Consider the following 23,004-nt stretch of genomic DNA (forward strand, 5'->3'; position numbering starts at 1 on the left):
GATAGTGGGCAAAGCTTGGGCGGGCCGACCGCTCGGGCAGGCCACGCATCCGGTGCGTCGAGTGGCTTAGAAGGGCTTGTCGCCGATGATGGCGGCGCGTTCCATCTTGCGGTGGCAGGGGGCGTAGTCCATGACCGCGTAATGCTGAGTGGCGCGGTTGTCCCAGATCGCCACGCTGTTGGGCTTCCAGCGCCAACGCACCTGGAACTCGGGGTTGTAGGCCTGGCGGATCAGGTATTGCAGCAGATCGCTGCCGGCCTGGTTGAAGTCCTGGCCGAAGCGCACGCGGCTGGCGTTGTGGTAATTGACCAAGTGTGTGGTGAAGGCATTGACGAACAGCACCTTCTCGCCGGTTTCCGGATGGGTGCGCACCACCGGGTGCTCGGCGTCGGGGTATTGCGCTTTCATCGCCAGGCGTTTGTCCTGTGGCATGGCCGCGGCGAAGGACGCATTGAAGCTGTGGCTGGCGATCAGCCCGTCGATCTCCTGCTTGACGTGCGCCGGCAGCATCTCGTAGGCCAGCACCATATTGGCCCACATGGTGTCGCCGCCCACCGGCGGGCACTCGATGCAGCGCAGGACGCAGCCCAGGGCCGGCGTCTCGCGCCAGGTGCCGTCGCAGTGCCAGGCGTTTTCGTAGCGGTCGGGCGGGTTGTCCGGCGTCTTGTAGATCTGCACCAGACCCGGCGCGTCCGGGTGGCTGGGGGCCATCGGGTGGGTTTCCAGCTCACCCAGGCGCATGGCGAAGGCCATGTGATCGCGGCGTGAGAGCTTGTCCAGATCCTGATCGCGCAGGAACAGCACCTTGTGTTTGAGCAGCGCGGCGTAGATTTCCTGGAACAGACCGTCGTCACGCACGGCGTCACCCAGGTTCACGTCGGTCAGTTCAGCGCCGATGGCGCAGGTCAGTGGTTCGATCTTCATTTGCTGCGGTCTCCTTTTAGATCACGAACACCGACGATCCGGTCGTCTTGCGCGACTCGAGATCACGGTGGGCCTGCACGGCGTCCTCCAGCGCATAGCGCTGGTTGATTTCGATCTTGATCCGCCCGGCGGCCACGTGGCCGAAGATCTCGCCGGCCAGTTCGGCCTTCTCGGCGGGATCGGCGATGTAGTCGGCCAGCGCCGGGCGGGTCAGGTAAAGCGAGCCCTTCATGGCCAGGAGCTGCGGGTCGAAGGGCGGGATGGTGCCGGAGGCGGTGCCCACGCAGACCATCAGGCCGCGCCGCTTGAGCGAATCGAGCGAGGCCATGAAGGTGTTCTTGCCGACGCTGTCGAAGACCACATTCACGCCGAGGCCATCGGTCAGCTCGCGCGCCCGCTTGGCCACGTCTTCATGGCTGTAGTTGATGACATGGTCGCAACCGTGGGCGCGGGCCACTTCGGCCTTGGCCTCGCTGGAGACGGTGCCGATCACGGTCAGGCCGAGCAGCTTGGCCCATTGCGACACGATCAGGCCCACCCCGCCGGCGGCGGCATGCAGCAGCACGGTGTCGCCTTTCTGGAAGGGATGGATGCGGCGCATCAGGTAGGCCGAGGTGAGGCCGCGCATGGTCATCGCGGCGGCGGTCTCGCAGCTGATGCCGTCGGGCAGCTTGATCAGCGGCTCGGCCGGGATCAGGCGGGCGGTGCTGTAGGCGCCCAGGGTGTTGAGGAAGCCGGTGTATGTCACCCGGTCGCCCTCGGTCACGTTCGTCACGCCAGGGCCGACGGCCTCGACGATGCCCGCGCCTTCCACGCCCATGCCGGCGGGCAGGGGGATGGGGTAGGTGCCGTTGCGGAAATAGGTGTCGGCGAAGTTCAGGCCGACGGCCTCGTGGCGCAGGCGGACCTGCCCCGGGCCGGGCTCGCCCACCAGCACCTCTTCCCGGCGCAGCACTTCGGGCCCGCCCGTTTCATGGAAGCGAATGGTTTGTTCCACGGTGTCTCCTCCTCTTGTCTTGTCGTGTAATTCGTTGCGTTGTCAGTGGTTAGCTGGCAGCGCGATGTTGACGATGCGCGAGAACAGGCGCTTGAATTCGGCGTCGGTGTCGCCGGAGAAGCGCGGATCGCGGTTCTCCGAGAACGCGGCGTTGATCTCGTTCCAGTCTGCGTCGGTCAGGTAACGCTGGGCGGCGGGCAGGATCACGCCTTCCTCGCGGCCCATGTGCTCCCAGATGAATTGGGCGTAGCTCGACACCGTCCGGTCCAGGTCCGCCAAGGCGGCCTGGCCGGCGATGTGGCGTTCCAGCGTGTCGGACAGCTCGGCCACCAGCTGGTGGTCGCGTGTGTGCTGGCGTTCGAGTTCGTCGAGCTCGGCATTCATGGTGTGGGTGCGCTCGCGCAGCAGTCGGAAGAGGTATTCATCCTCTTTCGGGTGGTGCAGGGCAAGCGGGAAGGCCTGGATATAGCGGAGCATGGCGCGCATCAGGTCCGGGTCGGCCGTGGTGTTGTCCTCGCTGGCGCGCTTGAGCAGGTGCTGCCAGGCGTGCAGCACGGCGGCCAGCGAGCGGTGTTCTTCGCGGATGATGCCGATGGCCTGGATGGGTGCTGGCGGATTCGTGGTTGCCGCGACCAGCACCGGGATCTCCGAATGGAGCAGCACCTTCAGGGTCTGCGAACCGAGCAGCATGCCGAGGGTGCTCTTGCGCCCATGCGAGGCCATGTAGATCAGGTCACAGCGCGACTCTCGGGCCATGGCCACAATCGCACTGTACGGGTTGTCGCTCACCGCGCTGGACGAGGCGCAGGGCACGCCGTGGGCCCGCGCCGCCGACTCGGCCTTGGTCAGCAGCTCCCGCGCCCGGCCCTGGTAGGCATAGACAAAGTCGGCCGGTGCCGTGAGCCGCACCACCTCGGCGTCGCCACTGAGAGAGGCCGAGAAGTCGGGCTGGGCATGGAAGAAAGTAATGCGTGCGCCCAGCGCCCGCGCAAACTCGACGGCCTGGCTGATCGTCGCGGTGGAGAGATCGGTGCCGTCAATGGGCACGAGCAGATGGCGGTACATGGTGGCTCCTCGTCCGGATGCAAATGAAGTGTCAGGGCTGCGCGTGGATGCCGACCAGCACGCGGTCACCATCAATGCGAACGGGATGCTTCGCGACCTTGATCGCTGGCGCCACGGCCAGCTCACCGGTGGTCACGTCGAAGCGCCAACCGTGAGCGCGACAGGTGACATGGCGACCGCACACCGCGCCACCGCTGAGCGCGGCGCCGCCATGAGGGCAGGCGTTGTCGAGGGCATGGATGGTTCCGCCCACCTGGAACAGGGCCACCGACTTGCCATCGGCAATGGCAGGCCGGCCCTGGTCGGGCGTCACGTCCTGTACGGCACAGACATCGATGAAACGCATGGCTTTTTCCTCGCCTAGGGTGCTGATGTGGATTGAATGGTATGCACCCCCCCGTCGTCTTGCCCCCCTCGAAAAAGGGGGGGGTGCCGATGCCGCCCCCCACGTGCTTAAATGCTTGTGTGCCGCGCAGATCATTGATCGCGTGGCGGCAGTGCCCGCTAGCGCCGGGGAGCGGGGTAGGGGAGATGGGGGGCTTTCGTGCGGGTAGCGGACGGGGCCCCACGACACATAAAGCGCGACCCGCTACAGCGGGCGAGAAACCATGGATGTGTTTAATGACCAACGCAGTCAGCGACAGCGGCACCGCGTTTTCGGAACTTGTCCTCAGGACGTCGCCACCGCGGCCACCGCGCCACCAGCTGCAGCGGCCGCGGCTGGGCCTGGACCACGAGCAGTTCGCCGATCGTGCGGTGATCGTTGTCCAAGCGCCGCCCGGATTCGGCAAGACCACCGTGCTGGGCCAGTGGCGGCGGGAGTTTCTGGCGCGCGGCGCGGCCGTGGCCTGGATGTCCTGCGACGAGCGCGATGATCCGCAGCGCTTCCTTCACGGCCTGACCCTGGCGGTGCGCACCGGCTGCGCGCGACCGGGCTTCGGCCAGCTGTTGCTGGAGACGGGCGCATCCACCGGCGAGTTGGGCGGTGTAACGGCCTGGCTCGCCGAAGTGGCGCAGACCGCCCTGGACCTGGTGCTGATCGTCGACGAGGCGGAGCGCCTCTCGCCGCGCAACTTCGCGGCGCTGACCTATCTGGTGCACAACCTGCCGGCCAATCTGCGTCTGGTGATTGCCGCGCGCGGCGGTGTCGATGCGGTGGTGGCCGATCTGGTCGACTACGGCCAGTGCCTGGTGGTGGGCGCTGAGACGCTGCGCTTTGGCCTCGACGAAACCCTGGCCTTGGTGCGCGAGCGATTCGGCGATAAGGTCGATGCCGAGGGCAGCGCACGATTGCAGGAGCTGACCGAAGGCTGGCCCCTCGGGCTTCAGCTGGCACTGGCTGCCATCCCTCAAGGCGGCGATCCGCTGATGGCGATCAAGGCCCTGGCAGCCGACTCCGGCAAGGGAGGCGAGCACCTGCTGGGCGGCTTGATCGCAAAGTTGGCGGCAGACGACGTGAGCTTCCTCACTTGCATCGCCATCGTCGATCAGTTCCACCCCGAGCTGTGTCGCGCGCTCACTGGCGCGGCCGACGCCCCGGATCGCCTGGCACGCCTGATACAGAACACGCCGATCTTCATTACCAGCGACGCCAGCGACGCCAACGACTGGTGCCGGTTGCACGCGCTCGCGCGGGACGCCTTTCGCTTGCGTCTGGCGGATCTGCCGGCCGCTCAGCAGGTGGAACTTCACGCCCGCGCCATGACCTGGCTGGTTGATCATGGCTTGGTCGAAGAGGCTGCGCGCCATGCCCATGCCGCTGGCCAGCACGAAAAGGCCTACGACCTGGCGGAGCAATGCCTCTATGACGCCGTGGTCCAGGGCCATCAGCAAGCGGTGCTGGCCTGGCTCGAACTGCTGCCCGAGGCCGAACTGGAACGGCGGCCGCGGCTGCGGTTGGCCGCGGCCTGGGCGCTGGCCTTGAGCGAGCGCCATGAGGAAGCCGGGCGCTTGCTGGCGCCCATGCTTGAGGCGGCCGATGTGGCCCCCGCGCTGCGCTACGAACACGCGCTGATCGTCAGCGGCGGCGCCTACTATGCGGACGAGCCGGATCGCTGCGTGGCGCTGTTCGAGCCGTGGATCGACGCGCCACCGGCCCGCGATCCGCGCTTGCTGCAGATGCACGCCAACCGCCTGTCGATGCTGGCCATTCTGCAGGGCGACCCGGCCCAGGCGCGACGCCACCAGCAAGCCGTGCCGCGGGGGGCTTACGGCAAGGCTTACGATTACGCCACGCGCTGGGGTGATTTCATGACCGGCCTGGCCTACCTCTGGGAAGGCCAGGTGCTGCTTAGCGAGAATGTGCTGCGGCCGGCTCTGGCCAGCGCCGACGCCGACCTCGGTCGCCGCCATCCGCTCGCCTGCATGCTGGCCGCGCTGCTGGCGGCGGCATGCTATGAGCGCGACCGGGTGGACGAGGCGGCTGCCTTGCTGGCGCACCGTCTGGACATGCTCGAGCGGGTCGGCACCCCGGAGACCGCGCTCTTCGGCTACCGCACGGCGGCACGCATTGCCGCCGCCCAGGGCGTCGAGCATCGTGCCCTCGACCTGCTCGAAGCGCTGCATGCCATCGGCGATGCGCGTCGCCTGCCGCGGCTGTGCCTGTCCAGTCTGGCCGACCAGGTGCGCATGCACGCCGGTCGCTTCCGCGCCGAAACCTGCCGCGCCCTGGTGCAGCGCATTGACGACATCCTGGCCCGCGACGATTTGCCGTCCGGTCCGCTGTGGCGCCGCCTGGCCGGCTGGCAGCAGGCCATGGCACACGTCCATGCCGCCGTCGCGGCGCAGGACTGGCCGATGGTGCTCGAGAGGCTCGACCGGGTCGCCCCGCTGGTGGAGACCTTGAAGCTCGGTCGTGTCGGCATCGAGATCATGGCGCTGCGCGCCTTCGCCCTCGACCGCCAGAGCCTGGATGGCCGCGCGCTGCTGCTCGAAGCCATGAACCTGGCGCAGACCTACGGCCTGGCCCGCACCTTCGTCGATGCCCATCCCGCCCTGGCCGACTGGGCGCGGCGGGTCGCCGACGAGGAGGCCGGCGGCCGCGACACCACGCATCGCGTGGCGGTGGCCCGGGTCGCTCCCCGCCCGGAGGAACGCACCACGGCGGGGCCGCGTGCAGTCCCCAGCATGGTGCTGACACCGAAGGAGCGCGCCGTCCTCGAGTTGCTGGCGCGCAACCTCTCCAACAAGGAGATCGCCCAGGCCATGGCGGTGGGCGAAGAGACGGTGAAGTGGCATCTCAAGAACCTCTTCGGCAAGCTTGACGCCGGCAGCCGCAAGCACGTCGTCCGCCGCGCCCAGCTGCTCGGACTTCTGGAAGTCGCGGAGTAGGGCGCTCACCCGCGCCCCTGTCTTTTTAGGCCTGACCGGTGGCCGCTGCGGACCCCGGCTTGGCGGCACAGGGCACGTGACGCGGACATCCCGCGCGCCGACTTCATTCGTATCTGCGCCCTCCCTGGAACACAAAAGGGGGGGTGATCGACCCCCCCGATCCCTCCCTTCCCCCCCGAACGCGGGGGGGGTGCCGCTTTGCGCGGTGCGGACAATGGGCCTCACTGAAACGGGGATGACCCGGCTGACGGACCCACAACTCCACGACCACAAAAAGGGATGGGAAGCCATGAAAAGCAGGAGACAACTTAGCCCACTGAACCGGGTGCGCCCCATCGCTGTCGCGATGGCCTTGATGGCCTTGATGGCCGGTAGCGCAGGAAGCGCGCTGGCCTTCGAAATCGATACCGGCAATGAGGACCTCAGCATCCGCTGGGACAACACCGTCCGCTACAACGTGGCGACGCGGGTCGAGAGCCGCGACAGCAAGATCGGCAACTCTGCCCTGACCGATGAAGGCACTTACAGCTTCGATAACGGCGACGCGGTGGCCAACCGGCTGGACTTGCTCACCGAGCTGGACGTGATCTATCAGGGCCGGATGGGCTTCCGGGTGAGCGGGGCGGCCTGGTACGACGCGGCCTATGGCGATGAGGGCAGCTCGAACCCGAATGCGCCCTTGTCGGGCATTCCGAGCTACGAGAACAACGCCTACAGCGACTACACCAAGCGCTTCTACCGCGGCCCCTCGGGCGAGCTGCTCGATGCCTTCGTGTTCAGCAATTTCGATGTCGGCAACGTGCCGGTGCGTCTGAAGCTTGGCAGGCACACCGTGTTCTGGGGCGAGTCGCTGTTCCTGGGCGGTGCGCTGCATAGCGTCTCCTATGCCCAGATGCCGCTCGATCTGCAGAAGGGCTTCGCAACGCCCGGCGCCGAGGCGAAGGAGTTATTCCGCCCCTTGAACCAGCTCTCCGGCCAGGCGCAGCTGACCAGCACGGTGTCGGTGGCGGCCCAGTACTTTCTCGACTGGGAAGCCTATCGCTATCCGGAAGGGGGCACTTATCTGGGCCCGGTCGATTTTGCCTTCAACGGGCCGGATCGCCAGTTCGTGAGTGCGGGCCTGGGCTTTGCCACCCGCGGCCATGCGGTCGAACCGAAGCACACCGGCGAGTACGGCGTCTCGCTGCGCTGGTCGCCTGAGGCGCTCGACGGCACGCTCGGCTTCTACTACCGCCACTATGCGGACAAGCTGCCCCAGGCGCTGCTGACCCAGGTCGGCCCCGGCGTGAGCCGTTACAACCTGATCTACGCCGACGACATCGATCTGTTCGGTGTCAGCCTGGCCAAGAACATCGGCGGCGTGAGCGTCGGCGCCGAGGTCTCGTATCGGCGCAACACGCCGCTGAACGCGCAGGTGCTGGGTGTCTCGACGAGCGGGCTGCCCGAGCGCGGCGAGACCAGCGGTCCGCGGGGCGACACCTGGCACGCGGTGGTCAATGCGCTGGGCCTGATCTCCGAGACCCCGGTCTTCGACTCGGCTACCTGGGCGGCGGAAATGACCTATGCCACCTGGACCAAGGTGCGTAGCGGCGAGAACCTGTTCTACGCCGAAGGCTTCGCCCCCTGTACCAACCGCGACAAGTGGGACGGCTGCACCACCAAGAACTACATGGGCGTGGCCTTCGCCTTCACGCCCACCTGGTATCAGGTGTTCCCGGGGGTTGATCTGTCCGCGCCGGTGGCGGTGTCGGTTGGCGTGAAGGGCAATGCGCCGACGGTGTTCGGCGGCAATGAGAAAAACGGCAACTACAGCATCGGCCTGTCGGCCGATGTGCATCAGAAGTACCGCATCGAGCTGAAGTACGTCGATTACTTCGGCCACTACAACAACAACGGCACCGCCGTGACGACCCAGAACGGCTTTACCACGCTGCTGAAAGATCGCGGCTTCGTGAGCCTGACACTCAAGACCACCTTCTGAGGAGGAGGACCGAGATGAAACTGACCAACACTTTGCTGCCGGCGGCACTGACGCTGGCCCTGAGCAGCGCGGCCGTGGCCGCGGTGACGCCCGACGAGGCCAAGCAACTGGGCGCCACGCTGACCGCGATCGGCGCCGAGAAGGCGGCCAACAAGGACGGTACGATTCCCGCCTACGCCGGCGGCCTGACCACCGCGCCGGCGGCCTTCAAGGCCGGCGATGGCGTCCGGCCCAACCCGTACGCCGCCGAGAAGCCGCGCCTGAGCATCGATGGCAAGAACATGGCCCAGCATGCCGACAAGCTGACCGAGGGTGCCAAGGCGCTGCTGCAGAAATATGCGAGCTTCCGCATCGATGTGTACCCCACGCAACGCAGCGTGGCCTTCCCGAAGTTTGTCACCGACAACACCGCCAAGTGCGCGGTGACGGCCAAGACCAACAACGAGGGCCGCTCGATGGAAGGCTGCCACGCCGGCTTCCCCTTCCCGATCCCCAAGACCGGCTATGAGGCGATGTGGAACCACCTGGTGCGCTTCAACGGCCAGGCTTACAAGTCGAAGTACCGCAACCTGAACGTGGACGCGAGCGGTCGGGTGACGCTGGCCACCGAAGGCAACAGCGTGCAGGAGTTTCCGTACTGGGATGCCAGCAAGGACTCGGCCGACACCTACTGGCGCATCAAGCTGATGTACACCGGGCCGGCGCGGCGCGCAGGCGAGGGCCTGCTGATCGTCGATCCGCTCGATGTGGGCGAAAAGGACCGTCGGGCCTGGACCTACCTGCCGGGGCAACGCCGTGTCAAGGTCGCACCCGACCTGTCGCACGACACCCCCAATCCGGGTACGGCGGGCGGCAACACCTTTGACGATGTCTTCATCTTCAACGGCTCGATGGACCGCTTCGACTTCAAGCTCGTTGGCAAGAAGGAAATGATCGTCCCGTACAACGACTACGCCGCGGTCTATGGCGCCAAGCAGGATGAACTGCTCAAGCCCAACCACATGAACCCGGATCTGGTCCGTTGGGAGCTGCATCGCGTGTGGGTGGTCGAGGCGACGCTGCGCGACGGTAAGCGCCATGTGTATGGCAAGCGAGTGTTCTATCTCGACGAGGATTCCTGGGCGGCGCTCGCTTCGGACGAGTACGACGGTCGCGGTCAGCTCTATCGTGCCGGCTTCGCCTACATGACACCGAGCTACGACCTGCCGGCGCCCTACACCGACATGTTCGGCCACTACGACCTGGTCGCCGGCATCTACTCACTGACCGGCTTCATCGCCGAGACCGGAGGTGTGCGCCATACCGAGCCGGCCTCCGAGCGGGAATGGAGCGCAGACTCCCTGGCCGGCGCAGGCATTCGCTGAGCCGCCAGAAAAACACATCACGGTCCTCCCCCTGGGAATCCGGTGCGGCGCAAACACGTAGTCGCGCCGCATCGGGCGCCCACCCTGACAGAGGCAAGACATGAACGTGCATCGATTTGGCAGCGCGGCGCTGGCCCTTTGCCTGCTGCTGCCCACAACGGCCCCGGCCGCGGACTTCCAGGACGTGCTCGACACGCCGGTCGTGACCAGCCCGCTGGCGACGAGAGGCCTGATCAACGGACTCACGCTGGCCGGGCAGCGAGTCGTCGGCGTCGGCCAGCGCGGCCACATCGTCTACTCCGACGACCAGGGCGCGAACTGGCAGCAAGCCACGGTGCCGGTCAGCTCTGACCTGGTGGCGGTGAGCTTTCCGAGCCCGCAGCGCGGTTGGGCCGTGGGTCACGATGGCGTGGTGCTGACCACCACCGACGCCGGCGCGACCTGGCACACGCAACTCGACGGCCACCGCGTCGGCGAGTTGATGCTGGCCTACTACCAGGCCAAGGGTGATGCGCAATGGACCGCTGAGGCGGAGCGCTTCGTCGCCCAGGGCGCCGAGAGCCCCTTCCTCGATGTGTGGTTCGCCGACGAGCAGACGGGTTTCGTCGTTGGCGCCTTCAACCTGATCCTGCAAACCACCGATGGTGGCGCCACCTGGACGCCCTGGCTCGACCGCACCGAGAACCCCCAGGCGTTGCATCTGTATGCCATCCGCCCCGCGGCGGGCGAACTCTGGGTGACCGGCGAACAGGGGCTGGTGCTGCGCCTCGACGCCGCGGAGGCGCGTTTCCGTGCCGTCGAGACCCCCTACAAGGGCAGCTACTTCGGCCTGACCGGCACGTCCGGCGCGGTGATTGTCTTCGGCCTGCGCGGCAATGCCTATCGTAGTACCGATCTTGGCGAGCACTGGATCAAGCTCGACACCGGCCTGGAAGAAGGGCTGACCGCGGCCGCCTCGGACGGTGCGCAGGCCGTGGTGCTGGCGAGCCAGGCTGGCCGGCTGTTGATGAGCCGTGACGGCGGTGCGCACTTCGCGCCGGTCAAGCTCGATCGCGCGATACCCGCCTCGGCGGTGCAGCCGGTCGGGTCCGGGGCGGTGATCGTCGCCGGTGCCCGCGGTATCGCCGTGCAGACCTTCAAATAACGATTACTGGAGACCGTTGCGATGGCCGCCAACATAGATCCGCAGGACCCGACGCCAGAGGTGCCCACCCTGGCCGAGTTCAACCCGAACTCCGGCAGCCGCCTTGAGCGGTCGATCTTCAATCACCGCGTGGTGGTCATGGTGCTTTGCGCCCTGGTGACCGTGGTGCTGGCGATCCTCGCCGCGACCCGACTCGAGCTGAACGCCAGTTTCGAAAGCGTGCTGCCGCAGAGCCACCCCTACATCAAGAACTACCTGGACAACCGCCAGGAGCTGCGCGGGTTGGGCAACGCGCTGCGCATCGTGGTGGCGACCGACCGCGACATCTTCGACCCGACCTACCAGGACACCCTGAAGAAGATCAGCGACGAGCTGATCCTCACCCCGGGGGTTGACCGCGCCTGGGTGAAATCGCTGTGGACGCCCTCGGTGCGCTGGACCGAGATCACCGAAGAGGGTTTCCAGGGTGGGCCGGTGATGCCCGACAACTACGACGGCTCACCGGCGGCGACCGAGCAGTTGAAGCTCAACATCGCGCGCTCGGGCATCGTCGGACGCTTCGTCGGCAACGACTTCAAGTCGAGCATGATCTTCGTGCCGCTCATGGACAAGGACCCGGCCACCGGCGAGTCGATCGACTACCGCGCGCTGTCGCACACGCTCGAGGAGAACATCCGCGCCCGCTTCGAGCAAACGGGTGCGGCCGGCGCCCCCGAGATCCGCATCCACATCATCGGTTTCGCCAAGCTGATCGGCGACCTGATTGACGGGGTCGGCGAGGTGATGAGCTATTTCGCCTTCGCCGCGCTGGTCGCCTTCGTGGTGATCCTGATCTATAGCCGCTGCCTGCGCAGCACGCTGCTGGTGATCGCCTGTTCGGCCACCGCCGTGCTGTGGCAGCTGGGCATCGTCGCCGGCTTCGGCTACCCGCTCGACCCGTTCTCGATCCTGGTGCCCTTCCTGGTGTTCGCCATCGGCGTGTCGCACGGCGCGCAGAAGATGAACGGCATCGTGCAGGACATCGGCCGCGGCATGCACCGGCTGGTCGCCGCGCGCTTCACCTTCCGTCGCCTGTTCCTTGCCGGCCTCACGGCGATCGTGTCGGATGCGGTTGGCTTCGCGGTGCTGATGGTGATCGACATCCCGGTGATCCAGGCGCTGGCGGTGACCGCCAGCGTCGGCGTGGCGGCGCTGGTGTTCACCAACCTGGTGCTGCTGCCGGTGCTGCTGTCCTACGTGGGCGTGAGCCCGGCGGCGGCGCGCCGCAGTGTGCGCGAGACCGACGTGAATGGCCAGACGGGCGCCGTGTGGCGTCTGCTCAACCGCTTTACCGAGCGGCGCTGGGCGATCGGTGCGCTGGTGGTGGCCGCCGTGTTGACCGGTGCTGGCCAGATGCTGCGTGCCGAGCTCAAGATCGGCGACCTCGATGCCGGCGCCCCCGAGCTGCGCGCCGACTCGCGTTACAACCGTGACAACGCCTACATCAACGCCAACTATGCGCTCTCCAGCGACCAGTTCGCGGTGATGGTGCGCACCGAGGCCGAGGGCTGCCTGAAGTATCAAACCCTGGTCGAGGCCGACCGGCTGGCCTGGGCCTTGCAGCAGGTGCCCGGCGTACATACCACGGTCTTCCTCGGTGACGCGGTGCGCCAGATCACCGCCGGTTCGTACGAGGGCAACCCGAAGTGGCTGACCATCGCGCGCAACCAGAACGTGCTCAACTACGGCGCCCAGCAGGCCTCGGTGAACAACCCCGACCTGTTCAACACCGACTGCTCGGTGATGCCGGTGATCGCCTATCTCTCCGACCACCGCGCCGAGACGCTGGACCGCGTGGTCGCCGCCGCCGCCGGCTTTGCCGAGGCGCACAGCACGCCGGAGCGCCAGTTCCTGCTCGCGGCCGGCTCCGCCGGCATCGACGCCGCGACCAATATCGTGGTGCGCGAGGCCAACCAGGCGATCCTGCTCTATGTGTATGCGGCGGTGATCGTGCTGTGCCTGATCTCCTTCCGCAGCTGGCGCGCGGTGGTGGTGGCGATGATCCCGTTGATGATGACCTCCATCCTGTGCGAGGCGCTGATGGTGCTGCTGGGTATCGGCGTCAAGGTCGGCACGCTGCCAGTGATCGCGCTGGGCGTGGGCATCGGGGTGGACTACGCGCTTTACCTGCTCTCCACGCAGCTCGCGCAGCAACGCGCCGGCGCCTCGCTCGCCGACGCCTACCGCCGCGCGCTGCAATTTACCGGCAAGGTCGTCGCGCTGGTCGGCGTCACGCTCGCCGCCGGCGTGGTGACCTGGATCTGGTCGCCGATCAAATTCCAGGCCGACATGGGCATCCTGCTGACCTTCATGTTCGTGTCGAACATGATCGGCGCGCTGATCCTGATCCCGGCCTTGTCCCACTTCCTGCTCCGTGATTCGGCCAAGGCGGCCACCTTCAGTATGTCGTCCCGGCTCGGCTACACCGGCCGCTAAGATTGACCGAGAACAACCGCAACGCAAACAAGGAACTGGATCTCGCCATGCGCCATGCAACCCTGCGCCTTCCGCCAAGCCTGCAAGCCCACGTATGGGTGGAACTCTGGCCGGGCATACTGACCGCCATCACTATCGCGATGGCCGCCACCTTCGTGTCCGAGCATCAGGGCGGGCCGCAGCTGCTATACGCCCTGTTCTTCGGCATGGCCTTCAACTTTGCCGCGACCGGCCCCAAGGTCAAGGCGGGCATCGACTTCACGGCGCGCCAAGTGCTGCGCTTCGGCGTCGCCTTGCTGGGCGCGCGGATCACCTTCGAACAGATCTCCGGGCTGGGCGCGGAGTCGGTGCTGCTCGTCATTGGCGGTCTGATCGCCACCATCCTGTTCGGCATCGTCATCGGGCGCCTTCTCGGCCGGCCGCTGGTTGAAGGCGTCTTGACCGGCGGTGCCGTGGCGATCTGCGGCGCGTCCGCCGCGCTGGCGATTTCGGCGGTGCTGCCCAAGTCGGAGGAGAACCAGCGCTTCACCTTGTTTACCGTGGTGGGCGTGACTGCGCTGTCTACCGTGGCCATGATCGTCTATCCGTCTCTGGCCAAGGCGCTCGGACTGGATGGCAACGCTGCCGCGGTCTTCCTTGGCGGATCAATTCACGATGTCGCCCAGGTCGTGGCAGCCGGCTACCTGATCTCGCCCGAGGTCGGTGACGCCGCCGTGTTCGTGAAACTCCTGCGGGTCGCCATGCTGTTGCCCGTCGTGCTGGTGTTGTCCGTACTGTTTCGCAAGGGCAACACGCAGGGCGCCAAGCCCCCCTTGTTGCCGTGGTTCCTGGTGGTTTTCGCTGCGTTGATGGTGGTCAATAGCGCGGGCTTGATACCCAAGGAGGTTTCCTCGGTGTGCTCGGATCTGTCGCGTTGGTGCCTGGTGGTGGCTATTGCAGCACTCGGGGTGAAAACCTCACTACAGCAGATCGCAGCACTGGGTTGGCGGCCCGTCCTGATGATGCTCGCAAATACGGTCTTCCTGGCCACCCTGATCATTGCCGGTCTGTACGGCATTGGCTCAATTTGATGTCCGAGATTTAGGTCTGCCGACGTGCAGATACCTGTAGCTGACTTATCGCCAACCGTCCGATCGGATCGGCTCAGTTCCTGTCATCGCGGCTACTGTAGGAAAAACACGCAATTGACAGCACGCCCAGCTGATAAGCCACTTACGGCGCCGAATGGCCCCGTTCCATGACCTGTTTGACCGCCTCGACCTTGAACTGCTCTGGATATCGTTTGCTGCTCATGACGTCTCCTGTCCATTTGTGAGCTTGGGGTTGCAAAGCATCTACTGGGGGCAGGGCAATTCAACCTGCCGTTCAACGGCGCAGAGCGCCGTGCGGCGGCATTGGGCGGCACTGCCGCCGCTCGATCGGCGGAGGCTGGCCGGCAGCAGTGGCCGACTAGTGGTCCTTCAAAGCGACTTCAAAACTGGCACCATGGACATTGCTCAGTTTTTGACGGTAAAAGTGACGGTAAAATTTCATCAAGACAGTCAGAAATCCCATATTCTTGCAGGGTTTCAGCCATCAGAAATGATCGAGTGGGAATGATTCGATAGCATCCTACTGGCTCCCACAGCAACTGATTGATCCCGAGAGGCTCTTGATTTTTCAAGGGCCTCCGTTCTTTGTCGTCCCATAACGTGCTGAAGATTCCGAGCGTTACTTGCGAGGAGAATGGCGTTCATTTTTGTGTGTGTAAGCCCCTGAACTGTTTGCCTTTGAGTTGACCCGAATTCTCCAAACACGTATGGGGCGATGTTTGGAGGGCAATCTGCAGAGGAACATTCGGCCACTCAAGCGGCGTGGTCGCTGACGCTGATGACATGCTCTGCTCCTGGCGAGCAGGATGAGCTTGCTTGCCCAAGGGCGGTGAGCGTTAGCGGGACGCCGAGCATTGGGATGCTGGAAAAGTCCGCGCCCAGCGACATCTCCTACCGCTATTCGAAACAGTGGCCGAAGGACAGACTTCTCGCGAGCACTGCCAGTTCCATGTTGGGCAGCGTGCCGCCTAAGCACTCGGCGAGCCATGCCCAAGCGCTTGCGGCGGCAGATCGGCCGCGGCGATCGACTGGAGCAGCAGTAGCGGCAAGGCAAAGGTGAACACGAACAGCGACAGGCCGCGATTGGCGGTATCGCCAAACTTGCCCGTTCGGGCCGCGGCGTCGCCCAGCGCGAGAATGCAGAACATCGGCAGGATGACCCCGATGACCTGGCTCACGGGCGTGTTCCGATCGGCGCCGCCGCCATTGCCTCAGCCGCTGTTGCGCAGGCCGGCGGCGACGCCGTTGATGGTCAGGTGGATGCCGCGGCGCACGCGCTCGTCGGTCTCGCCGGCGCGGTGGCGGCGCAGCAGATCGACCTGCAGATGGTTGAGCGGGTCCAGGTAGGGGAAGCGGTGGTGGATCGAGCGGGCGAGCAGCGGGTTGTCGGCCAGCGGCTCCGCGCCGCCGGAGATGTCGCGCAGCGCGTTGCGGGTGGCGTGCCACTCGGCCTCAATGCGCGCGAACACGCTGTCGCGCAGCTCGGCGTCGGTGACCAGGTCGGCGTAACGGGCGGCGATCGCCAGGTCGCTCTTGGCGAGGATCATGTCCACATTCGACAGTTGCGTGCGGAAGAACGGCCAGGCCGCGTACATGCGCTGCAACAGCGCGAGCCCGTCCGGGTTTTCGGCCAGCCACTCGCCCACCGCGCTGCCGAAGCCGTACCAGCCGGGCAGCATCAGACGGCACTGTGCCCAGGAGAACACCCAGGGGATGGCGCGCAGGTCCTCGATGCGCTCGGAGGGCTTGCGCGATGCGGGGCGGCTGCCGATGTTCAGGTGCGCGATCTCGGCGACCGGCGTCGATTCGCGGAAATACCGGGTGAAGCCCGGCGTGTCGTAGACCAGGCGCCGGTAGGCGCCAAAGGCCAGCTCGGAGAGACGCTCCATCACCGGGTAGAAGGCCTCGGCGTTCTCCAGTCGGTTCTCGTTGTCGAGCAAGGCGGCCTCCAGCGTGGCTGCGGCGAGGATCTCCAGGTTGCGCCGCCCGACCTCGGGGTTGCCGTACTTGGAGGCGATGACTTCGCCCTGCTCGGTGATGCGGATCTGCCCCGACACGGCGCCGGCCGGCTGGGCCAGGATGGCCTGGTAGGACGGCCCGCCGCCGCGCCCGACCGAACCGCCACGGCCGTGGAACAGGCGCAGGCGCACGCCGTGGCGCGCGAACACGCGGGCGAGCTCGATCTCCGCTTTGTAAAGCTCCCAGCCCGAGGTGAGGAAGCCGCCGTCCTTGTTCGAATCCGAATAGCCGAGCATCACCTCCTGCTCGTCGCCGCGCGAGGCGACCAGCGCGCGGTAGCCGGGCAGGGCGAGGATGCGCGCCATGGTGGCCGGCGCCGCACGCAGGTCGTCGATGGTCTCGAACAGCGGGATGATGTTCATCGCCAGCGCGGGCGCGTCACCCGGCTGCATCAGGCCGGCTTCCTTGAGCAACAGCGCGACTTCGAGCAGGTCCGAAGCGTCGTCGGTCTTGGAGATGATGCAGTTGGGCAGCGCGCCGTCGCCGTAGCGCTGCTTGATCTCGCGCGCGGCGAAGAAGATCGCCAGCTCGCCGGCGCTCTCCTCCGAGTAGTCGATCCAGCGCGACTGCAGCGGGCGCGCGGTGGCCAGCTCCTCGACGAGCAGCGCGATGCGCGCGTCCTCGCTGAGCGCGAGGTAGTCGGCGCAGCGCCCGGCGCGCGCCAGCAACTCGGCCACCGTGCGTTCATGCACGTCCGAGTTCTGGCGCAGGTCGATCGGGGCCAGATGGAAGCCGAACACTTCCACCGCACGGATCAGCCGGCGCAGCCGTCCGGCGGCCAGGCGCTCGCTGCCGTTGGCTGCCAGCGAGGCGGCCAGCACCGCCAGGTCGGCGCGCAACGCCTCGCCCGATTCGTAGGGCTCGGCGGCGGCCACCGCCGGGCGCAGCGCGGCATGGTCGTCGAGGCACCGGGCGGTGGCCGCCACCCGCGCATACAGACCGGAGAGTGCGCGCCGGTAGGGTTCGTCGGCGCGGTGCGGCGAGTGGTCCGGGGAGCGCTCGACCAGGGCGGCGAGCGCCGGGCTGACCTTCACCATGCGCTGCGACAGCGGCAGCTCGGCGCCCAGCGTGTGCAGCTCGGCGAGATAGAAGTCGAAGGCCGCGGCCGACTGCAGGCGCATCGCCTCGGTGAGCACCGGCGCGGTGACGAAGGGGTTGCCGTCGCGATCGCCGCCGATCCAGGCGCCGACGCGGAAGAAGGGCGGCAGCGTCCATTCGCGCCCGGGGAATGCGGCGCGCAGCTGGTCTTCGAGGCGGCAGTATAGTCGCGGCAGTTCGGCGAAGAAGGTGTCGTCGTAAAAGGAGATGCCGTTCTTCACCTCGTCGATCACCGCCAGGCGCACCGGGCGCAGCATGCGCGTCTGCCACAGGGTGAGGATGGCGTCCTTGAGGGCGGCGTCGATCTCCGCCGCCTCGTCCGGGGTCAGGTCCGTCCGGTCGCAGCTGGCGAGCCGTGCGGCGATCTGGCGCTGCAGGGCGAGGATGCTCTTGCGCTGGACTTCGGTGGGGTGGGCGGTGAGCACCGGGCTGACTCGCGCCACCGCCAGGCACTCCGCCAGTGCGCCCGCATCGACGCCGGCGTCAGCCAAGCGTTCGAGCGTATGGGCCAGGCTGCCTTCGCGCGGGCGCGAGCCGGCGCGCGCATGGGCCCGGTTGCGGCGCACATGGTGCTGGTCCTCGGCGATGTTGGCCAGTTGCAGGAAGTAGGTGAAGGCGCGCACCACCGGCACGGTGGCCTCGAGCGACAGGTCGTCGAGCGCGGCGGCCATCTGCGCGGCGGCGGCCGGGTCCTGCTCGCGGTTGAAGCGGCTGGCATGCTGGCGCACGCGCTCGACCACGGCGAAGGCTTCCTCGCCCTCCTGTTCGCGCAGCGTCTCGCCCAGGAGTCGGCCGAGCAGACGGATGTCTTCGCGCAGCAGGTGGTCCTTGTCGGACGAGGCAAGGTCGGTGTCGGGGAGCGGGGTCGGATCGGTCATGGTCGTCTGGTTTTCCTGCGAATGCGTTGAGTGAGAAGAGGGCCGGGCGCGTCGGGCCGACATCGGGAAGGCCCTGTGGTCGCCATGGACGACCGCGCTACCGCGCAGCGAACCGGTCGTGAACGACGTCGTCGCGGTGCATGCCAAGAGGCCGGGCATACCTCGATCACCGATCTCGCCGGAGCGGTGACCGATTACGGCGCCGCCGTCGGCGGATGCACCCTGCCCGGAGACCGCGGTGTGGGCGGCAAAGAGGGTGTCGCTCACCGGTATGCACCCGGGTGCTCCGCTGTCCGGCGAGCCACGTCCATCCATCCAGGTCGTTCTCGGCCATACCGTCCTCAAGGCTAATGATTGGAGACGGGGCAACCCATCGTGAGAATCGACAAGGGGCCCGGGCTCACAAAATGATGAGTGCGCGGAAGTCGTTCACATTGGTGAGGGTCGGCCCGGTCACGACCGCGTCGCCGAGGGCTTCGAAGAAGGTATGGGCGTCGTTGTCGTCAAGGTGCTCGGCTGGGCGCAGCCCTTGCGCCCAGGCCCGGGCCAGCGTGTCGGGTGTGAGGATCGCACCGGCGATGTCTTCCTGCCCGTCGACCCCGTCGGTGTCACCGGCGAGGGCATGAACGCCGCTCGTTCCGTCGAGGGCGAGAGCGAGGGCGAGCAGAAATTCGACGTTGCGCCCCCCACGCCCGGTGCCGCGCACGGTCACCGTCGTCTCGCCGCCCGACAGCAGCACACAGGGCCGCGCGAAGGGCTGGCCTTGGCGGACGATTTGTCGCGCAATGCCGGCCATCACCTTACCCACGTCACGTGCCTCGCCTTCGAGACTGTCGCCGAGGATGTGCACGGCGAGGCCGGCGTCACGTGCCACCTGGGCGGCGGCTTCAAGGGCTCGCTGCGGGGCGGTGACGATGTGCGTTTCTTGATCCGCGAAGCGCGCATCGCCGGGCTTGAGGCTTTCGCCCCGCCCGCTTTCGAGTGCCTCGCGCACCGCTGTCGGCAGTGCGATGCCGTAGCGGCGGACGATGGCGAGCGCGTCCTCGCAGGTGGTCGGGTCGGGGACGGTGGGGCCGGAGGCGATGTTGATCGGATCGTCTCCTGGCACGTCGGAGAGCAGCAGCGTGACGACGCGTGCCGGGTGGCAGGCCGCGGCGAGGCGACCGCCCTTGACCTCGGAGAGATGACGCCGGATGCAGTTCATCTCGGAAATCGTTGCGCCGGAGGTCAGCAATGCGCGATTGACCGCCTGTTTGTCCGCCAGCGTCAGGCCGGCCAGCGGAGCGGTCAGCAACGCCGAGCCGCCTCCCGAGATCAGGCACAGCACGAGGTCGTCGGGACCGAGGCCGCGCACCAGTTCGAGCATGCGTGTCGTCGCGGCGAGGCCGGCGGCATCGGGTACCGGGTGGGCCGCTTCGACGATCTCGATATGTTCGCAGGGCACCGTGTAGCCGTAGCGCGTAATGACCAGTCCGCTGAGCGACCCCGCCCAGTGCGTTTCGACCGCGCGCGCCATCGCTGCCGAGGCCTTGCCGGCGCCGATCACCACCAGCCGCCCCGTCGGCGCCGCGGGCAGATGAGGCGGAACGCAGCCGGCGGGCTGGGCTGCGGCGATGGCCGCATCGAACATGCGGCGCAGCAACTCGCGCGGATCCGGCCTCATCAGTAGGCACCCTTGACGAGGTTGCTCGGCGTGCCGGCGACGAAGTTCTCGATGTTGTCCATCAACTGGTCGGCCAGCGTCTGCTGCGCTTCGTCCGAGGCCCAGGCGACATGAGGGGTGAGGATCACATTGGGGCGGGCGGCGATGCGCATCATCGGGCTGTCGGCGACCGGCGGCTCGCCCGTGGTGACGTCGAAGCCGGCGCCGCTAATCAGGCCTTCATCGAGCGCCTGAACCAGCGCGTCCTCATTGACCAGCCCGCCGCGGGCGGTATTGACGATCAGTGGCCGGCGCGTCATGGCGCGGAATTCGGGCATCGCGATCATGTCGCGTGTTTCCGGCGTGAGCGGGCTGTGGAGGGTGATGATGTCGCTGGTGGCGAGCACTTCTTCCCACGGGGTGTAGAGCTGGCCGAAGCCGCGCTTGCCTTTGTGGGCGGCGAACAGCGGCACCATGCCGAAGGCGCGCGCGAGGGTCGCCACGCTCTGGCCCAGCACCCCTTCGCCGATGATGCCCAGGCGTGCGCCGGCGAGGTCGTGGATAGCGTGGTTGAAAAAGCAGAACTGCCCCGACTTTTGCCATTCGCCCCGGATCACCTCGTCGCGGTAGGCGACGATGTTGCGTCTGAGCGCGAGGATCAGCGCGAAGGTATGTTCGGGCACGGTGCTGACCGCATAGCCGCGGATGTTCGCGACCGCGATTTCGTGGCGCTGGCACCCGGCCTTGTCGACACAATCGGTGCCGGTCGCGGCGACCGCGACCAGGCGCAGGTCAGGCAGTTGTTCGAGCATGTCGGCGGTCAGCGCCACCTTGTTGGTGATCGCGATCGACGCCCCGGCGAGGCGGGCCACCACCTCGTCGGGGCGGGTGTGGTCGTGGGTCACCAACTCGTGCGCAAAGGCGGGGGTGCGCAGGGTGATCTGCGGGGCGATGGTCGCCCGGTCGAGAAAGACGATCTTGTGCATTGTCGTGAGATTCCTGTGTGGGGTCAGAGGTGACGCTTGGCTTCAGCGGCCACGGCCGACGGCGTGATGCCGAAGCGTTCGTACAATTGATCCACCGGGCCGGAGGCGCCGAAGCCGGTCATGCCGACAAAGCCGCCATGGCTGCCCAGGTACTGGTCCCAGCCGAAGCGCATGGCCGCCTCGACACCGACGCGCACGGTGCCTTCGCCAAGCACCGCGTGGCGGTAGTCGGCGTCCTGCGCATCGAAGAGCGACCAGCACGGCATCGACACCACGGCGGTCGGAATGCCGTCGGCCTGCAGCAGGAGGCGGGCGGCGAGCGCCACGTTGACCTCCGAGCCGGTGGCCAGCAGCGTGACGGCACGGGGGCCGCCTTCGGGGTCGGCGAGGACATAGGCGCCGCGGCGCGACAGGTTGTCGTCGCCGTGATGGGTGCGCACCGTGGGCAGCGCCTGGCGCGCGAAAATCAGGCTCGCCGGCGTCCGCCGCTGTTCGAGCGCGACCTCCCAGCATTCGGCCGCTTCGACCGCATCGGCCGGGCGCATTACCAGCATGTTGGGCATGGCGCGCAGCGCGGCTAGGATCTCGACCGGCTGATGGGTCGGGCCGTTCTTGCCCACGCCGATCGAGTCGTGGCTGAACACGAACTTGACCGGCAGGCCCATCAGCGCCGCCATGCGCATGGCCGGTCGTTCGTAGTCGGAGAAAGCGAGGTAGGTCACGGCCAGCGCGATGGCGCCGCCATGCGCCGCGATGCCATTGGCCATCGCGCCCATGAGATGCTCGCGCACGCCGCAATGCACGTAGGCGCCAGCGCGGTCCGCAGCGGTGAAGGCGGCGAGATTGCGCTTGTGCGAGGTGGGTGATTCGAGGTCGGCGCAGCCGACGATGCGTTCGGGCAGGATGTCGACCAGCAGGTCGTTGATCTCGGCCGAGGCGAAGATGCCGGGTTTGGGCTCGCTGTCGGCGGTGGCGCGTTGTTTGTAGGTGTGCAGGACTTCGCGCCAGCCGGCGGGCAGTTCGCCGGCTTGCACACGTTCGAACTCGGCGCGGTCGGCGGCGGGCAGGGCGGTGAGGCGCTTGCGCCAGGCGGCGTGCTCGGCGTCGCTGCGATGGCCGGCAGCCCGCCACGCGGCGAGAGTGTCATCGGGAATGTCGAAGGGCGCGTGAGGCCAGTCGAGCAGTTCGCGCGCGGCCGCGGCGTCTTTCGCAAACAGGCGCGCGCTGTGACCGCCGCGCTGTCCCTGCACCCGGGGCAGGCCGCGGCCGATGATGGTGCGGCAGGCGATCAGCGACGGCCGCGGGTCACGCTTCGCGAGGGAGATCGCGGCGGACACCGCTTCGACGTCATGACCATCGACCTCGATCACATGCCAGTCGGCGACGCGGAAGCGGGCGGCGACGTCTTCGCTGATTGACAGCGCGGTGGCGCCGTCGTCGGTGATCTTGTTGTCGTCCCAGAACAGCACCAACTTGCCCAGTTTCAGGTGACCGGCAAGCGAGATCATCTCTTGGCCGATACCCTCTTGCAGGCAGCCATCGCCGACAAAGGCGTAGGTGTAGTGGTCGACCAGATCGGCCCCGAAGCGTGCGGCCAGATAGGCCTCGGCAACGGCCATGCCGAAGGCGTTGGCGATGCCCTGGCCGAGCGGGCCGGTGGTGACCTCGATGCCGCAGGCTGGATCGATCTCCGGGTGCCCCGCGCAGTGCGAGCCCAGCTCGCGGAAGGTCTTCACCTGGTCGAGGCTGATCTTTTCGTAGCCGGTGAGATAGAGCAGCGAGTAGAGCAGCATCGAGCCGTGGCCGTTGGAGAGCACGAAGCGGTCACGGTCTGGCCAGGTCGGGTCAGCCGGGCTGAACTTCATGTGGCGGGTGAACAGCGCGGTCGAGATCTCGGCCATGCCGAGCGGCACGCCCTGGTGACCTTCGCCCGCATGGACGATGGTGTCGATGGAAAGAAAGCGGATCGCGTTGGCGAGCAGCCGGGGTTCGACGGAGGACATGGCAAAA

At 67.0% G+C, this 23,004-nt stretch carries 16 protein-coding genes; 7 read left to right on the forward strand and 9 right to left on the reverse strand.

Features of this window, described 5'->3' with window-relative positions:
- Window positions 1-66: 66 nt before the first annotated feature.
- The 4 genes from FHP89_RS16050 to FHP89_RS16065 are packed head-to-tail and all read right to left on the reverse strand — an operon-like array spanning window position 67 to window position 3,332.
- Entirely contained in the window at window positions 67-924 is an 858-nt protein-coding gene (locus FHP89_RS16050; protein WP_144178676.1) for a TauD/TfdA dioxygenase family protein, read from the reverse strand.
- A 16-nt stretch (window positions 925-940) separates the two neighbouring features.
- The gene (locus FHP89_RS16055) at window positions 941-1,921 is read right to left on the reverse strand and encodes a quinone oxidoreductase family protein (protein ID WP_144178677.1); all 981 of its coding nucleotides are present in this window, start codon (window positions 1,919-1,921) and stop codon (window positions 941-943) included.
- Between the two features lie 42 nt (window positions 1,922-1,963).
- Window positions 1,964-2,986, reverse strand: coding sequence for a universal stress protein (locus FHP89_RS16060; RefSeq protein ID WP_144178678.1), 1,023 nt, complete (start codon window positions 2,984-2,986; stop codon window positions 1,964-1,966).
- A gap of 31 nt (window positions 2,987-3,017) precedes the next feature.
- Entirely contained in the window at window positions 3,018-3,332 is a 315-nt protein-coding gene (locus FHP89_RS16065; protein WP_144178679.1) for a Rieske (2Fe-2S) protein, read from the reverse strand.
- A gap of 275 nt (window positions 3,333-3,607) precedes the next feature.
- Here FHP89_RS16065 and FHP89_RS16070 point away from each other — a divergent pair, with 275 nt between their 5' ends.
- The 7 genes from FHP89_RS16070 (at window position 3,608) to FHP89_RS16100 (ending at window position 14,879) form a co-directional block, all read left to right on the forward strand.
- Window positions 3,608-6,316 carry a LuxR C-terminal-related transcriptional regulator gene (locus FHP89_RS16070; protein ID WP_144178680.1) on the forward strand — a complete coding sequence of 903 codons (2,709 nt, stop codon included), beginning with the start codon at window positions 3,608-3,610 and terminating at the stop codon, window positions 6,314-6,316.
- Between the two features lie 289 nt (window positions 6,317-6,605).
- Entirely contained in the window at window positions 6,606-8,297 is a 1,692-nt protein-coding gene (locus FHP89_RS16075) for a DUF1302 domain-containing protein (RefSeq protein WP_144178681.1), read from the forward strand.
- A 14-nt stretch (window positions 8,298-8,311) separates the two neighbouring features.
- The gene (locus FHP89_RS16080; RefSeq protein WP_144178682.1) at window positions 8,312-9,661 is read left to right on the forward strand and encodes a DUF1329 domain-containing protein; all 1,350 of its coding nucleotides are present in this window, start codon (window positions 8,312-8,314) and stop codon (window positions 9,659-9,661) included.
- 100 nt (window positions 9,662-9,761) lie between these two features.
- The gene (locus tag FHP89_RS16085) at window positions 9,762-10,805 is read left to right on the forward strand and encodes a WD40/YVTN/BNR-like repeat-containing protein (protein WP_144178683.1); all 1,044 of its coding nucleotides are present in this window, start codon (window positions 9,762-9,764) and stop codon (window positions 10,803-10,805) included.
- A gap of 21 nt (window positions 10,806-10,826) precedes the next feature.
- Window positions 10,827-13,280: an efflux RND transporter permease subunit gene (locus FHP89_RS16090; RefSeq protein ID WP_144178684.1), complete on the forward strand. Its 2,454-nt coding sequence runs from the start codon at window positions 10,827-10,829 to the stop codon at window positions 13,278-13,280.
- A 47-nt stretch (window positions 13,281-13,327) separates the two neighbouring features.
- Window positions 13,328-14,350: a YeiH family protein gene (locus tag FHP89_RS16095; RefSeq protein ID WP_144178685.1), complete on the forward strand. Its 1,023-nt coding sequence runs from the start codon at window positions 13,328-13,330 to the stop codon at window positions 14,348-14,350.
- A gap of 154 nt (window positions 14,351-14,504) precedes the next feature.
- Window positions 14,505-14,879, forward strand: coding sequence for a hypothetical protein (locus FHP89_RS16100; protein WP_144178686.1), 375 nt, complete (start codon window positions 14,505-14,507; stop codon window positions 14,877-14,879).
- Between the two features lie 460 nt (window positions 14,880-15,339).
- On the opposite strand, the gene FHP89_RS16105 is transcribed toward FHP89_RS16100, so the two are convergent.
- The 5 genes from FHP89_RS16105 to tkt all read right to left on the reverse strand — a co-directional run bounded on the left by FHP89_RS16105 (window position 15,340) and on the right by tkt (window position 22,997).
- A complete protein-coding gene (locus FHP89_RS16105) occupies window positions 15,340-15,549 on the reverse strand; it encodes an AEC family transporter (protein WP_144178687.1) in 210 nt (69 codons plus the stop codon).
- A gap of 33 nt (window positions 15,550-15,582) precedes the next feature.
- Complete coding sequence (ppc, locus tag FHP89_RS16110; RefSeq protein WP_144178688.1) at window positions 15,583-18,366, reverse strand: phosphoenolpyruvate carboxylase; 2,784 nt, start codon at window positions 18,364-18,366, stop codon at window positions 15,583-15,585.
- Between the two features lie 400 nt (window positions 18,367-18,766).
- The gene (locus FHP89_RS16115) at window positions 18,767-20,029 is read right to left on the reverse strand and encodes a glycerate kinase type-2 family protein (protein ID WP_144178689.1); all 1,263 of its coding nucleotides are present in this window, start codon (window positions 20,027-20,029) and stop codon (window positions 18,767-18,769) included.
- Window positions 20,029-20,994 (reverse strand): D-2-hydroxyacid dehydrogenase, encoded by a 966-nt coding sequence (locus tag FHP89_RS16120; protein WP_144178690.1) that lies wholly within the window; start codon window positions 20,992-20,994, stop codon window positions 20,029-20,031. Before FHP89_RS16120 ends, FHP89_RS16115 begins: the two co-directional genes overlap by 1 nt.
- Before the next feature lie 23 nt (window positions 20,995-21,017).
- On the reverse strand, window positions 21,018-22,997 hold the full coding sequence (gene tkt, locus FHP89_RS16125) for a transketolase (RefSeq protein ID WP_144178691.1): 1,980 nt from the start codon (window positions 22,995-22,997) through the stop codon (window positions 21,018-21,020).
- Between the last annotated feature and the right edge of the window lie 7 nt (window positions 22,998-23,004).

Source organism: Denitromonas ohlonensis (genome assembly GCF_007625205.1).
Lineage (GTDB): Bacteria > Pseudomonadota > Gammaproteobacteria > Burkholderiales > Rhodocyclaceae > Nitrogeniibacter > Nitrogeniibacter ohlonensis.

Bases quoted from the DNA above. Each gene is read 5' to 3' on its own strand.
- FHP89_RS16050 (WP_144178676.1), bottom strand. From the start codon at position 924: ATGAAGATCGAACCACTGACCTGCGCCATCGGCGCTGAACTGACCGAC.
- FHP89_RS16060 (WP_144178678.1), bottom strand. From the start codon at position 2,986: ATGTACCGCCATCTGCTCGTGCCCATTGACGGCACCGATCTCTCCACC.
- FHP89_RS16065 (WP_144178679.1), bottom strand. From the start codon at position 3,332: ATGCGTTTCATCGATGTCTGTGCCGTACAGGACGTGACGCCCGACCAG.
- FHP89_RS16070 (WP_144178680.1), top strand. From the start codon at position 3,608: ATGACCAACGCAGTCAGCGACAGCGGCACCGCGTTTTCGGAACTTGTC.
- FHP89_RS16075 (WP_144178681.1), top strand. From the start codon at position 6,606: ATGAAAAGCAGGAGACAACTTAGCCCACTGAACCGGGTGCGCCCCATC.
- FHP89_RS16080 (WP_144178682.1), top strand. From the start codon at position 8,312: ATGAAACTGACCAACACTTTGCTGCCGGCGGCACTGACGCTGGCCCTG.
- FHP89_RS16085 (WP_144178683.1), top strand. From the start codon at position 9,762: ATGAACGTGCATCGATTTGGCAGCGCGGCGCTGGCCCTTTGCCTGCTG.
- FHP89_RS16090 (WP_144178684.1), top strand. From the start codon at position 10,827: ATGGCCGCCAACATAGATCCGCAGGACCCGACGCCAGAGGTGCCCACC.
- FHP89_RS16095 (WP_144178685.1), top strand. From the start codon at position 13,328: ATGCGCCATGCAACCCTGCGCCTTCCGCCAAGCCTGCAAGCCCACGTA.
- FHP89_RS16100 (WP_144178686.1), top strand. From the start codon at position 14,505: ATGGCCCCGTTCCATGACCTGTTTGACCGCCTCGACCTTGAACTGCTC.
- ppc (WP_144178688.1), bottom strand. From the start codon at position 18,366: ATGACCGATCCGACCCCGCTCCCCGACACCGACCTTGCCTCGTCCGAC.
- FHP89_RS16115 (WP_144178689.1), bottom strand. From the start codon at position 20,029: ATGAGGCCGGATCCGCGCGAGTTGCTGCGCCGCATGTTCGATGCGGCC.
- FHP89_RS16120 (WP_144178690.1), bottom strand. From the start codon at position 20,994: ATGCACAAGATCGTCTTTCTCGACCGGGCGACCATCGCCCCGCAGATC.
- tkt (WP_144178691.1), bottom strand. From the start codon at position 22,997: ATGTCCTCCGTCGAACCCCGGCTGCTCGCCAACGCGATCCGCTTTCTT.